Source organism: Liquorilactobacillus cacaonum DSM 21116 (genome assembly GCF_001436735.1).
Lineage (GTDB): Bacteria > Bacillota > Bacilli > Lactobacillales > Lactobacillaceae > Liquorilactobacillus > Liquorilactobacillus cacaonum.
In genome coordinates this window covers 14,871-28,974 of the sequence record NZ_AYZE01000001.1, presented here as the reverse complement: position 1 = coordinate 28,974, position 14,104 = coordinate 14,871, and the positions used below count along the sequence as shown (strand labels likewise).

12 protein-coding genes are annotated in these 14,104 nt (G+C 34.1%); 4 read left to right on the top strand and 8 right to left on the bottom strand.

Annotated features, from left to right (window positions below):
* Window positions 1-20: 20 nt before the first annotated feature.
* Both FC80_RS00130 and FC80_RS00125 read right to left on the bottom strand, forming a co-directional pair.
* Window positions 21-725 carry a glucosamine-6-phosphate deaminase gene (locus tag FC80_RS00130; protein WP_057828124.1) on the bottom strand — a complete coding sequence of 235 codons (705 nt, stop codon included), beginning with the start codon at window positions 723-725 and terminating at the stop codon, window positions 21-23.
* A gap of 270 nt (window positions 726-995) precedes the next feature.
* Window positions 996-1,676, bottom strand: coding sequence for a DUF6198 family protein (locus FC80_RS00125; protein WP_057828123.1), 681 nt, complete (start codon window positions 1,674-1,676; stop codon window positions 996-998).
* A gap of 161 nt (window positions 1,677-1,837) precedes the next feature.
* Here FC80_RS00125 and FC80_RS00120 point away from each other — a divergent pair, with 161 nt between their 5' ends.
* Both FC80_RS00120 and FC80_RS00115 read left to right on the top strand, forming a co-directional pair.
* The gene (locus tag FC80_RS00120; RefSeq protein ID WP_057828122.1) at window positions 1,838-2,431 is read left to right on the top strand and encodes a GNAT family N-acetyltransferase; all 594 of its coding nucleotides are present in this window, start codon (window positions 1,838-1,840) and stop codon (window positions 2,429-2,431) included.
* Window positions 2,432-2,496: 65 nt separating this feature from the next.
* Window positions 2,497-3,456: an aldo/keto reductase gene (locus FC80_RS00115; protein ID WP_083486884.1), complete on the top strand. Its 960-nt coding sequence runs from the start codon at window positions 2,497-2,499 to the stop codon at window positions 3,454-3,456.
* A gap of 144 nt (window positions 3,457-3,600) precedes the next feature.
* Here FC80_RS00115 and FC80_RS00110 read toward each other — a convergent pair whose 3' ends face one another.
* The 6 genes from FC80_RS00110 to FC80_RS00085 all read right to left on the bottom strand — a co-directional run bounded on the left by FC80_RS00110 (window position 3,601) and on the right by FC80_RS00085 (window position 10,756).
* The gene (locus tag FC80_RS00110; protein WP_057828121.1) at window positions 3,601-4,575 is read right to left on the bottom strand and encodes a ribose-phosphate diphosphokinase; all 975 of its coding nucleotides are present in this window, start codon (window positions 4,573-4,575) and stop codon (window positions 3,601-3,603) included.
* Window positions 4,576-4,662: 87 nt separating this feature from the next.
* Window positions 4,663-6,072: a bifunctional UDP-N-acetylglucosamine diphosphorylase/glucosamine-1-phosphate N-acetyltransferase GlmU gene (glmU, locus tag FC80_RS00105; RefSeq protein WP_057828120.1), complete on the bottom strand. Its 1,410-nt coding sequence runs from the start codon at window positions 6,070-6,072 to the stop codon at window positions 4,663-4,665.
* Window positions 6,073-6,346: 274 nt separating this feature from the next.
* Window positions 6,347-7,186 carry a pur operon repressor gene (gene purR / locus FC80_RS00100; RefSeq protein WP_057828119.1) on the bottom strand — a complete coding sequence of 280 codons (840 nt, stop codon included), beginning with the start codon at window positions 7,184-7,186 and terminating at the stop codon, window positions 6,347-6,349.
* 330 nt (window positions 7,187-7,516) lie between these two features.
* Window positions 7,517-8,563, bottom strand: coding sequence for a PTS sugar transporter subunit IIC (locus FC80_RS00095; protein ID WP_057828118.1), 1,047 nt, complete (start codon window positions 8,561-8,563; stop codon window positions 7,517-7,519).
* Window positions 8,564-8,587: 24 nt separating this feature from the next.
* Window positions 8,588-9,574, bottom strand: coding sequence for a D-2-hydroxyacid dehydrogenase (locus tag FC80_RS00090; RefSeq protein WP_057828117.1), 987 nt, complete (start codon window positions 9,572-9,574; stop codon window positions 8,588-8,590).
* Window positions 9,575-9,577: 3 nt separating this feature from the next.
* The gene (locus FC80_RS00085) at window positions 9,578-10,756 is read right to left on the bottom strand and encodes an aminotransferase class I/II-fold pyridoxal phosphate-dependent enzyme (protein WP_057828116.1); all 1,179 of its coding nucleotides are present in this window, start codon (window positions 10,754-10,756) and stop codon (window positions 9,578-9,580) included.
* 580 nt (window positions 10,757-11,336) lie between these two features.
* Here FC80_RS00085 and FC80_RS00080 point away from each other — a divergent pair.
* Complete coding sequence (locus FC80_RS00080) at window positions 11,337-12,572, top strand: argininosuccinate synthase (protein ID WP_057828115.1); 1,236 nt, start codon at window positions 11,337-11,339, stop codon at window positions 12,570-12,572.
* Window positions 12,573-12,574: 2 nt separating this feature from the next.
* A complete protein-coding gene (gene argH / locus FC80_RS00075) occupies window positions 12,575-13,957 on the top strand; it encodes an argininosuccinate lyase (protein ID WP_057828114.1) in 1,383 nt (460 codons plus the stop codon).
* The last annotated feature ends 147 nt before the right edge of the window (window positions 13,958-14,104 follow it).

The following is a 14,104-nucleotide window of genomic DNA, read 5'->3' as shown; positions in this document are numbered from 1 at the left end:
CTTATAGCCCATATCGTTTATTAACTTAATTTTATTGCAGCAGCTTCATCAATAATTACAGTAACATTATCATGTTCTTGTAGTACACTAGCTGGACAAGCCTCCGATAATGGTCCTTTAACCATTTTTGCGATGGCTTCTGCTTTGTCTTCACCAAAAGCTTCTAAAATGATACTTTTAGACTTCATTATTGACCCGATTCCCATAGAATATGCAAATTTTGGAACGTCCTGTTCATTTTCAAAAAAACGAGCATTTGCCTCAATAGTAGAATCTGTCAAAGCTACCTTATGTGTCTTTAACTTGAAACTTGAACCCGGTTCATTGAATCCAATATGACCATTGCGACCTATTCCTAGTAGTTGCAAATCGATTGGATTATCTTCAATCACCTTATCATAACGTTGAACCTCTTCAACAGCGTCTAACGCATCGCCCTTAGGCAAAAATGACTTCTTAAAGGGTTTAGCTATAAACAAATTTTTCTCCATGTAGTAGCGATAACTCTGCGGATCTGTAGATTTTAAGCCCACATATTCATCTAGATTGATAGAAATGCAATCTGAAAAGTCAATATCACTCTTTACAAGACATTCATACGTTGTGATTGGTGTACTTCCAGTAGCTAGCCCAAATACCCTTGCCCCATCATTATAAGCTTGTTTAAAGAGCTCGCTTGCCTTTTTTCCGCCTGCCGCACTATTCTTAACAATAATAATCTTCATTATATTTACCTCCATCCAATGGTATAACCTAATTTTAATTGGACTATACCAAAAAAGCAAGTAACTAAATGAAAAGTTTAACGCCATCTACTTTGTTATCTTAACATGTCCGTAAGTGTTTGTAAACATTTAAAAGTGTTTATAAGTCATTTTAAGTGTTTGACACCAAATTGAATCGTTAATTCTTTCTTGCAGCTAGCTACACTTAAAAAAGTTCCACCTAAGCTATTTTAGAATAGCTTAAAGCAGAACTTTTTAATTTTGACATAACTAAACATCCAAATTGCGATGCTTCAAGGACGGAGCAATCTTATAATCTGCTAATCCAACGAAATATCCCTGAAATAATAATGAAAAGATTGTTCCAATATTTATCGCAAAAATCTGTTTATCACTGACAATTGCCAAAAAAATAGCAACAATCGGAATTAGAAATGACACAAGCTGCGCAATTATCGAATTTCCCTTAAAAAATTTGAAACGAATAATCTGCATCATATCATCACAAGGATGTAACATCAGATTTACTCTTTGATAAATTGAAATAGCTGTTGCAACGCAAACTATCCCTAAACAATCAACAATGACTTTAATCTCTATTGGCAAATTCCTAATTCCTAATATTTCCAATTCATGAGACAATATTCCTACAAGATAGGCAAAAGGAAACATGAATATTAAGTAGCCAATAATTCTTCTAGGTGAAATTTTTCCAACCAATATCAGATTTATTGCAATTGCAACTACACCTTCTAAAATCAAAACAAAACTCAAGGAAAATGAGGTTGCATGTGCAATATTAACTGCAGCAGCAGTCCATAAAGCACTTCCTAAATTCAAGGAAACCGTCAAAGCATTTCCAAAACTATTTAGAATAATCGAAAAAATAAAATATCCCATCATCAAGGGTAAATCATGATGATAAGCATTCATAGTTGGTCTTTTTTGCATAATTTATCTTGTCTTTATCTCCATTTTATATTTTGTATTAACTCACAATGTATCTTACTTTATCCCAACTAATAGTTCAATCTTTTTTTGTTCAAAGAAGAACAGCCATCTTGTTTATTATTAGTAATACGTTAAAATGAGTTAAAAAAGGAGCTAATTCAATGCCTGATACTGATATTAAAATACGCATAGCCGAATTATCTGATGCACCAGAACTTTTGAATATCTACCAATACTATGTTAAAAACACAGCAATTACATTTGAATACGATATTCCGAGCAATAAAGAATTTGAAGATCGCATTCGCACTATTTCACATGATTATCCTTATCTTGTTGCCTATAAGGCAAATAAAATATTAGGGTATGCATATCTAAATGCTTTCCATCCTAGAGCCGCTTATATTTGGGCTGCAGAAATTTCAATCTACTTAGCACCAAATGTACAACATAAAGGCATTGGTACATTGATGTACAAAGAACTTGAAAAAATTGCCTTAAAACAAAACATTTTAAATATAAATGCTTGTATCAGTCTACCCAAACAAAATGACGTTCATCTTCCAATGACTAGTATCAATTTTCACAAAAAAAATGGATTTAAAGAGGTTGCTCATTTTCATGATGTTGGTTATAAATTTAATACTTGGTTTGATATGATCTGGATGGAAAAAAATCAAAAAAACCATCCAATCCCGATGAATGCCTTCATACCTTTTCCACAATTAAGAGACTCTTTTTTACTTAATAGCTAATCACTTTCAACTACATGCTTTAGTGATACAATATGGTTAGTATAATCATTTAAGGAGGATTTTTGATGAGCGAAAACATTTTATTTAATCAAGGTCAGTCAATTTCTAGTAAATATGATTTTAGTAAAACTTATCTTTCTGCAGATATTTTCAAAAAAAAAGATGGATCAGGTCCTGCTCCGTCTCCGCAGTTTCCCGAAAGAATAACACTAAGTGACGGCACCGATATTCCATTAATCGGTTTTGGGACCTTCCGCTTAAATGGTGGTCATGGTGTAAATACGATGCTACAAGCATTGAAAACTGGCTATCGTTCACTAGATACAGCTGTTAATTATGAAAATGAAGGTGCTGTCGGTGAAGCAATTCAAAGAACTAGTTTAAACCGGGAAGATTTATTTATTACTTCCAAGTTACCTGGTCGCCACCAAAAATTTGATGATACTATTACTACAATTCAAGAATCATTATTTAGAACTAAGCTTGACTATTTTGATCTTTATTTAATTCATTGGCCAAATCCGCTTGCAGATAACTATGTCGAAGCTTGGCAAGGTCTAATCGAAGCACAAAAAATGGGCCTTGTTCGTTCAATTGGGGTTTCAAATTTCTTACCTGAACATTTAGAAAGGCTTGAAAAAGAAACCGGTGTTCTTCCAGTCATCAATCAAATAGAACTACACCCATATTGGTCACAGCCAAAACAACGAAAATTTAATAAGGATCATGGGATTTTTACACAAGCATGGAGTCCGCTTGGCCGTGCCAATGCAGTATTGCAAGACGAAACAATTAGAAAAATTGCAGAGGCCCATCACAAATCAATTGCACAAATTATTTTACGCTGGGAACTTCAATTAGGTGTTGGTGTAATCCCCAAGTCAAGTTCTTCAAAAAGGCAATTTGAAAACTTGAATTTATTTGATTTTGAACTATCTACAGCTGAAGTTAATTTGATTACCAATCTTGATAAACCTAATGGAAGAACTAACAATCAAGATCCTGCAATCTATCAAGAATTTTAGTACTATTAATAACTTGTTCCAAAAGTTTCTAAATAAAAAGACTAGGTCGATTTTAACTTACCTAGTCTTTTTATTAGTTCTGCATAAATATAATTCATAGTTAAGATATATAACAATCACAGTAATATCTTTTTTATTTTTGTTTTAATTGTTGTGGAAACGATTCTTGAAAAGTGGACTAACTGATTTATTTTCATGAATACGTGTAATCGCATCACCAATTAGCGCACCAACAGAAACTTGGATTAACTTATCAATATGCTTTTCTTCAGGTAACTTAATTGAATCAGTAACAACTAACTTTTTAATTGGAGAATTTTCAATACGTTCAATTGCTGGACCAGATAAAACTGGATGGGTCGCACATGCATAAACCTCAATTGCTCCTGCATCTCTTAGTGCTTGCGCCGCAAGAGTAATCGTTCCTGCAGTATCAATCATATCATCAATCAAAATACATCTTTTTCCATCCACAGAACCAATAATATTCATTATTTCAGCAACATTTGCTCTAGGTCGACGTTTATCGATAATAGCAATCGGTGCTTTCAAAAATTCTGCTAACTTGCGTGCCCTTGAAACACCGCCGTGGTCAGGAGAAACCACAACTGCATCTTTTTCAAGGCCATTTGTTAGGAAATAATCGGCTAACAAAGGGGCACCCATTAAATGATCAACAGGAATATCAAAGAATCCTTGAATCTGGGCTGCATGCAAATCCAATGCAACCACACGGTCTGCACCTGCTTTTACTATCATATCAGCAACTAGCTTTGCAGTAATTGGTTCACGTGGTCTTGCCTTACGATCCTGCCTTGCATAACCATAGTAAGGAATAACTACATTAATTACTAAAGCACTGGCACGTTTAAGCGCATCAATCATAATTAATAATTCCATCAGATTATCGTTAACCGGTGCTGAAGTGGATTGAACTATAAATACTTCATCTCCACGAATACTTTCCTCAATATTAATACGAATTTCCCCGTCACTGAAGCGATCAACGGATGTTTTACCTAAAGTAACACCAACAGCAGCAGCTACCTTTTCTGCTAAAGGCTTGTTAGAATTCAAAGCAAATATTTTAAGCTTCGGATCAGCATATTGTTCAGACATAATAGCCTCCATTTTTTCTATTTCTCTATAACAATACTATTCATTTCTAACAACAAAATCAAGATTAATTAATGAATTTATCATCAATTATTTTTTATTAGTGTTTTTTTGTGAAATTTCGGCAGCCTTTGCGACTGGATATCGATCAAAATATCCCTTTTTATTAACCTGTCTTCCACGAGCAATTGCCATATCGTGTGAATCTACATTATTAGTAATGGTTGAGCCAGCTGCAACATACGCATGATCAGCTATATTCAAAGGTGCAATCAAGTTTGAGCCACTACCAATAAATGAATAATCACCCACATTTGTATGATGTTTATTTATTCCATCGTAATTCACAAAGACAGTTCCACAGCCAACATTGATTTCTTCACCCAAGGTAGCATCACCAACATATGTCAAATGGCCGACTTTTGTATTTTTTCCAATTTCAGCCTTCTTGATTTCCACAAAATTTCCAATATGGACATTTTCTCCAACATGAGCAGCAGGTCTAAGATGGCTATATGGACCAATATTACTTCCCTTTTCCATGATGGCGTCTTCTAAAAATGATGCTGTAACTTTCACATTAGATGCAATTTGTGTATCGCAAATCTCAGAATGGGCACCAATAAAACAATCTTCTCCAATAATTGTCTCTCCCTTTAAAACTACACCAGGTTCGATTACTGTGTCCTTACCTATTTTTACATCAATATCAATATACGTCGTTTGAGGATCAACTAATGTAACCCCATTACGCATATGTTCCTCATTTATACGTTGCCTCATCAATTTGTTTGCTTTAGCAAGTGCAATTCGATCGTTTACTCCCATTGACTCATCAAAATTTTTCATTTTATAAGCAGCGACAACTTTACCTGATTTTTTTAAAATTTCCATAACATCTGTTAAATAATATTCACCTTGAACATTATCATTTTTTATCAAATGTAAAGCTGAGAACAAGTCCCGATTGTTAAAGCAATAAACCCCAGTATTAACTTCACTAATTTTTTTTTCCGTCTCACTAGCATCTTTTTGCTCAACAATCTTTTCAACAATTCCTAAATTATTACGTACAATCCGTCCATAACCAAATGGATTGGGTGCCTCTGCAGTCAAAACTGTTGCTGCTGCACCTTTTTGCTCATGATAGGCAAATAATTCTGTAAATGTTTGTGCAGTAAACAATGGAGTATCCCCACAAACAATTAATGTTAATCCATCTTTATTTTTGAGTAATTTTTCTGCTTGCAATACCGCGTGTCCTGTACCGAGTTGTTCTTCTTGATATGCATAATCGGTACGGTTAACTAACCTTTCTTTTACCAATTCTGCACCGTGACCAATGACTGTCACAATTTCATCCATTTTAATTTGTTCAATTTGTGTTAATACATGTTCCACCATTGCTTTACCACAAACTGGATGTAAAACTTTATACAACTTGGATTTCATTCTTGTTCCTTGCCCCGCAGCAAGAATCACTGCAAACTTTGAAGTCATTTTAAAATCTCCTCTAATCAAAACAAATTTTCTTTATCATCATAACCTAGTAGCGTATGTGGTGCAACTGCTCTACTCAGAATTCATCGTACAAAACTGTCATACTATACATTGAGATTTACGTATCAATTCAATATCATAAGCATTGTAAATTCTTATTAGTAATACTCAAAATTAACTAATTAATATCTTCTTTTATATAAAAAAAAGGACTGAAAAAGCCCCTTTTCTCTACATAAGTACCAAGTCTACTAAAACTTCTTACTTCCAAAAATTATTTTTTGTCATCTCCAAAAACTTTTTCGAGATAATTCCCTGCACTTACATGAATAGACTTGTCTAAAGCATTAACTTTGTCTACCTTCAACAATGAAGTATACTCATCAATCATCCTATGACCTTCAAAAGAAGCTTCAGCAAAGACTGTAATCCCAACTAATTCAGATTCAAATTCTTCAATCATACTCTTCATACCATTGACAGTCCCGCCCCCCTTCATAAAATCATCAACAACTAAAACATGCGATCCACGCTTTAAACTACGTTTTGATAACTCCATTTTTTCTATTCTCTCACTTGAACCTGAAACATAATTAACAGAAACAGTTGATCCCTCAGTTATCTTTGAATCACGACGTAAAATTACGAACGGTACATTCAAATAACTTGAAACGCTTTGTGCAATTGGAACGCCCTTTGTTGCAACAGTCATCACTGCATCAATTTGCTTGTCAATATATTGTCTTGCAATCACGCGCCCTACTTGCCGCAACACATCAGGTCTTCCTAACAAATCAGAAAGATAGACATAACCACCTGGCAAAAGTCGGTCTTGCTCAGACATCTCAGTCTTCATAGACTTGATAAAGGCACGACAATCTTCTTCCCCGATAGATGGAATATATCTCGCACCCCCAGCAGCACCTGGAATGGTCTCCAATACACCGATCCCACGACTTCTAAATGTACGTTTTACAATTGCCAAATCCTCACTGATTGATGATTTTGCAGATTCATAGCGTTCTGCAAAATATGTTAATGAAATTAACGTGTGTGGTCGTTCAAGTAGAAATCGAGTCATATCAATAAGCCGATCACTTCTTCTTGTTTTCACTTCTCATTCCCCCTACACTAGATTCCTTATAATTTATAGTATTGTCTTTAAAATAAGCTACTCAACATTATAAGACATTTTACGTCATTTTGGTAGTTTTTTTGATATTTTCATCAAAATTGTTCGCATTTAATGTCTTTCATCAAAATTTAAGTCCCCTTAGTTTTAAAAATCTTTTATATTTTCTAACATTCGGTTTTAGAATTCTCTTCATTAACTGCTTTTATTTTATAAACATTTTGCTCCCTTAACTTTACTAAAAAAGAGCTTCTAGTGTACTTCAACTCACTAGTAACTCTTATTGGAATTTGTTAATAAATTCTAAGCTTTTTATTTGATATCCAATAACACATCAGTTGGCTTAAACCAAGCCAATTTTTTGATAAAAATGTACTTAGACAAATAAGCCAATCCTACTGGTAAAATTACAAATAATACTGCAAGTATAACCACACTTACCATATTTTTATCCATATTAGCATATGCTGCCATTGGACCAATCAGGCCGCTAAAACCAAAACCTGCACTTGTTGCATTACCTTCAATATTCAAGATTGCACCCAATAATCCCATGATTCCAGCATTTATACAAACAGGAACAAATAATAAAGGCTTTTTCAACATATTACCCATTTGAATTTTAGGAGAACCAATAAAGTGTGCAAAACTTGTTCCAATCTGATTAACAGAACTACCATAAACTGCCAACATAAAGCTCGCCGCTGTAATTCCAAGATTAGCTGATCCAGACCCAATCCCTACTAAACCAATTGCTGTTGCAATTCCAACAGAACTAATTGGGGAAACAATTAAAATTGCAAAAGATATCCCCATCAATGTTCCCATAAGTAAAGGTTGCAAACTTGTGATATGACTAATAATCAATCCAATTGTTGTTGCTATCATTTTAATATACGGTAAAATTAATATTCCTATTCCACCAGCAATGATAATTACTAGTAAAGGGAGCAATAACATCGTGAAATTTTTCAGCCTATCACCTATCAACAACACTAACCAAACAGCCAATGCAATCGTTATTCCAGTATTTATAATATCTCCTGTACCTTTTAAAATAAAAGTTCCTTCCCCAGGCTGCATTACACCAGAGCCAACCATCGCTGCAATAGCCACCGCAGAAATTTGAATTGGATTTAATTTAAAATAAAGTGACACACAAACTCCTGTAATAATAGGAAGTAAACTCATCGCAAAACTAGTCATCATTATTATTGTTGTTGCATATGGGAAAAAGGACTTGATAGCTACCATCAACTGCCCGACCAACGCTGAAGGAATAAGTGCTACTACAACACTCAAGCTGATTCCATTCAAAATATTCATTGTGTATTCTTTACTAGAAATCTTAGTTTTCATTTTTTATTCACTCATCCTCTTTTTTTAAGATACTTGATGTTCACTTGTTTTACCATTAAGAATTAATACAACATCATTCAAACTTATATCTACCATATTTTGCACTGCAATATTCGTAAAGAACCCAACATGCGGTGTCAAAATCACATTATCCATTGCCCGCAACTTCTTAAGTTGTGTACTTGGTAAATCTTTATTTTGTAAATCAAAATTAAAGAAATTTTCTTCACCAGTTAATGTATCCAACGCAGCACCTGCTATTTTTTTCTCTTCTAGCGCTGCTATCAATGCATCAGTCTCTACAACTGGCCCACGACACTCATTAATTAAATATGCGGTTGGCTTCATTAGTTCAAATTCTTTTGCCCCCATTAAATCAACAGTTGTTTGATTTAAGTCCACGTGTAAACAAATTACATCGGCATTTCGCAGCACTTCTTCCTTACTCATATAGTCCACAATTGACTTTAATTCATCACGTTCAACCAAATCGTATGCAATAACTTTTGCTCCAAGTGCATCAAAAATCTTGGCAGTTGTTCCACCAATCCGACCAGCACCAATAATACCAACAGTAAGCGAATGAATTTCTGTTGCTTGTAATCCAGCCCATCTAAAGTCTTGTCTAGCCATTCTTTCATCAAAGATTTCTAGTTTCCGAATCAATCTCATTGTGTGTGCTAAGGCTAATTCTGCTACGGATCTAGGTGAGTATGCTGGTACATTTGTAATAACAAGGTTATTTTCTCTGGCAAGATCAATATCAACTACATCATAGCCTGCTGTTCTAAGCGTGATTTGCTTTATTCCAATAGCTTTTAGTGCCGGGTAAACTGCCTTTTCTACTTTACTGCGTTGTTGAATAACAATCCCATCATAGCCAACTAATTCTTCAACTTTATCAAGCCGTAATTCCCAATCAACTGTTTTAACCTCAATATTATTTCTTTTTTCCCACTCTGTAATAGCTTCTTTTTCATCATCTCTAACACTCATCATTAAAATTTTCATAAACTAATCCTCCTTATTTTCTTCAATATATATTTTAAGACGCTCCATCGCTTCTATAATTTCTTCCATACTTGCTGCATAACTAATTCTGATATACCCTTCTCCTCCAGGCCCAAAACTACTTCCGCTAATAACTGCAACTTTACCTTTTTCTGCTAAATCATAAATAAATTTCTTATCATCTTGAATTAACCCATCTGGAATTTTCGCAAAGATATAGAAAGCTCCGTCAGGTTGTGCACATTCAAATCCCAAATTTGTTAAATTATCAAATAAATAGTTTCTCCGTTTTTCATATTCTTCTTTCATTTTTGGACCATCATCTAAGCCATTTGCAAAAGCCTCAGTTGCTGCTGCTTGTGTCATTGTTGATGTTGTTGTAATTGCAAATTGATGTACTTTAGCTAATTCTTCAGTAATTTCTTTTGGCGCACACATTACACCAATTCTCCAACCAGTCATTGCATGTGATTTTGATACACCATTCAACAAAATTGTTTGTTCACGAAGACTATGTACCATGGATGCATGTACTCCTTCATAATTAATTTCACTATAAATTTCATCACAAATTGCAAAAATATTTTTTCCACGTAGAATTTCTGCTAAGACATCAAGTTCATTTTGCTTGTAAGTAACACCTGTTGGATTAGAAGGATAGTTAAGTATGACGGCCTTAACATCATCTCCTTGTTCCTCAAGAACTTGCTTTAACGCGCTCGGTGTTAACTTGAATCCAGTTGTGGCTGTATTTACGAAAATAGGAGTTGCCTGATTTAAAATTGTAACTGCAATATATAAAGGAAAAATAGGTGTTGGTATAATCACTTTGTCTCCCGGATTTAGAACCGAGGTAAGTGCTGTATAAATAGCTTCCGTTGCTCCATTCGTAACAATAATCTCATTTTTTGGATCATAATTTTGATTATACTTTGTTGCCAAAAAATTCGCAGTTGCCTCTAACAATTTTGAAGTTCCATTTGAAGGAGCATAGTGTGTCTTGTCAGCCTCAATACTTTTTATTGCAGCCTGTTTGATATGTTCAGGCGTTGCAAAATCAGGTTCTCCCATTGTGAACTTAATAATACCCGGTATTTTTGATGCAAACTCATCAAATGTTCGAATATCAGAAGGTTGTAATAAAGCAAGCTCTTTCTTCATACTTTTTACAAGTGATTCCATATAAATCCTCTCCTTTAAAATTATTTTTCAATATTAAAAGCCTACAGACATTTTATAAGTCTGTAGGCTTTTTCCTAATTTATATCATCAATGAAGTTGATACAAAACCTAACAGACTGTTACATTAACATCTGTGTGGCTTTGCTAACAACTAGCAAAATAACTCTTATCTTCCTCACAGGTGCATAACACTTTACCTACGTGTTTGCACCAATTTATTAATCAGTTACAAACACTCGTGAAAAAAATAAAAGTAATAGTAGCTATTCAATTGTCCGAGTTTATTAGAAGTAATCATAATTAAAATCCCCTTAAAATTGAATAGACAAAATATAACTTAATTATCAATAGATGTCAATTGTTTTTTTATCTTTTTCAAAAATAAAAGCTGTGATTTTATTTTTTTATTTTGCTGCATTTTTTGATGTATCCCTTTTCTTTGTGAATATATCCATAAAAATAAGTATATATATTCATAAAAAGGTGAAAATTAGCTTTTTTTGTAAATATTATTGCATTTTAAGTATATTGGTGTTAAACTGCAATCAATCGAAAGCATTCATATTAGGAGGATTAAAAAATGGTAAAAGAAAAAGTCGTTCTGGCATATTCAGGTGGACTAGATACATCTGTAGCAATCGCTTGGTTAAAAAATAAGGGTTACGATGTTATTGCTTGTTGTATTGATGTTGGCGAAGGAAAAGACCTTGTTGCGATTAAACAAAAAGGGCTTGAGGTTGGTGCAATCGAATCATTAACAATTGATGCAAAAGAAGAATTTGCTCAAGAGTATGCTTTAATTGCCCTTCAAGGTCACACTTATTATGAAAATAAATATCCTTTAATTTCAGCATTGTCACGCCCGTTAATTGTTAAAAAACTTGTTTCTGTAGCCAAAGAATACGGTGCTTCTGCAATTGCTCATGGATGTACAGGTAAAGGAAATGATCAAGTTCGTTTTGAAGTGGGAATTCATGCTCTTGCACCCGAAATGAAAATTGAAGATCCAATTAGAGAATGGCACTGGTCACGTGAAGAAGAAATTCAATATGCTGAAGAAAATAATATTCCAGTCCCTATTAATAAAGAAAGTCCCTACTCAATTGATGAAAACTTGTGGGGTAGAGCAAATGAGTGTGGAATATTAGAAGATCCTTGGGCAAGTGCTCCTGAAGACGCATATGATCGTACAGTATCTATAGAAGATGCACCAAATGATGCTACTACCGTTGAAATAACGTTTAAAAATGGGATTCCAACATTATTAGATGGTACCTTTTATCCCCTTTCTGAACTAATCATGAAACTAGATAAAATTGCCGGTGCACATGGAATTGGTAGAATTGATCACATTGAAAATAGATTAGTTGGTATTAAGTCACGTGAAGTTTATGAGTGTCCTGCCGCAACAGTCCTTATGAAGGCTCATAAGGACTTAGAAGATTTAACATCAGAGCGCGACCTTGCACATTTCAAGCCAATCATTGAGCAAAAATTAAGTGAAATTATTTATAATGGCCTTTGGTTTTCCCCAATTATGCCTGCCTTAACAGCTTTTTTGAAAGAATCTCAAAAGAACGTCTCAGGAACAGTTCGTGTTAAATTATTCAAAGGAAATGCAATTTGCGAAGGACGTAAATCTCCAAACTCACTTTATGATAAAAATCTTGCAACTTATACATCAGCAGACGAATTTGACCAAGAAGCTGCAGCTGGTTTTATTAAATTATGGGGGCTACCTTCACAAGTATATGCTCAAGTCCAACAAAAAAATGAACACACAGACCAAAAAACAATTCCTAGTGAGGTTAAATAATTATGGTAAATGGCAAACTTTGGGGTGGCCGTTTTTCAAAACAAAGTGCTGCTTGGATTGATGAATTTGGAGCTTCAATTGGATTTGATCAAGAAATGGCTCATGAAGACCTTGAAGGTTCAATTGCACATGCTCAAATGCTTGAAAAAACAGGTATCATATCAGCGGATGATGCTACTAAAATCATCTCAGGTCTCCAAGAAATTCAAGAAGATTTACAAAACAATAAACTTGAGTTTAAAGCATCTCTCGAAGATATTCATATGAATATTGAGACTATTTTGACTTCAAAAATCGGACCAGTTGCAGGAAAGTTGCATACTGCTAGAAGTCGTAACGATCAAGTTGCAACCGATTTACATCTTTACTTAAAAAATCGAATTCCTGAAGTCATTTCCGCAATTCAATCTTTACAAGTAATTCTAGTCAAGAAGGCTGCCGACAATATTGAAACTATCATCCCAGGTTATACTCATTTACAACATGCACAACCGATCTCATATGCTCATTATTTATTAGCTTATTACGAAATGTTAAAACGTGATATTGATCGCTTCATGTTCAACGTCAAACATACGGATATTAATCCACTTGGCGCTGCTGCATTAGCTGGAACTACCTTTCCAATTGATCGTTTTTACACTACTAACATTCTGGGCTTCAATGACACTTATAATAACTCTCTTGATGCCGTTTCTGATCGCGATTTTGTTCTTGAGTTCTTGAGTGATGCATCAATATTAATGGTCCACTTATCACGTTTTTGTGAAGAAATCATTCTTTGGTGTAGCTATGAATTTGGATATCTTGAACTCGATGACAGTTATTCTACCGGAAGTTCAATTATGCCCCAAAAAAAGAATCCTGATATGGCTGAATTAATTAGGGGAAAAAGCGGACGGGTTTTTGGTCATTTGCAATCTCTTTTAACAACAATGAAGGGTCTCCCCCTTGCTTACAACAAAGATATGCAAGAAGATAAAGAAGGTGTCTTTGATACTGTCAAAACGATTATTCCTAGTATCAAAGTTTTTTCCGGAATGGTTGAAACACTAAAAATTAACAAAACTAAAATGCTACATGCAACACAACAAGATTATTCTAACGCAACAGAGTTTGCAGACTATCTTGCTAATAAGGGAATTCCCTTTCGTCAAGCTCACGGAATAGTTGGTCAATTAGTTTTTGAAGGAATTCAAACAGGTAAAACTCTACAAGAAATTCCACTCTCCAAACTACAACAAATTTCTCCTTTGATTGATGAGGATATCTTTAACAAGTTGACTTCAAAAGAAGCTGTTGCTCGAAGAAATTCATATGGTGGTACAGGTTTTGAACAAGTAAAATTTCAAGTTGATCTTGCTAAAAAAGAATTAAATTTATAATTTTCAATATATGATATGCAATATAAACCATTTTGAATCTGCTTATTTTGCTATGATAAATCTAAAGTTAGATTATAGTTTTTACCTTATAACCCATGTTTGACAATAAAAGGAGTCTGGGGAATTTTCCCCAGACTCCTTTTATGT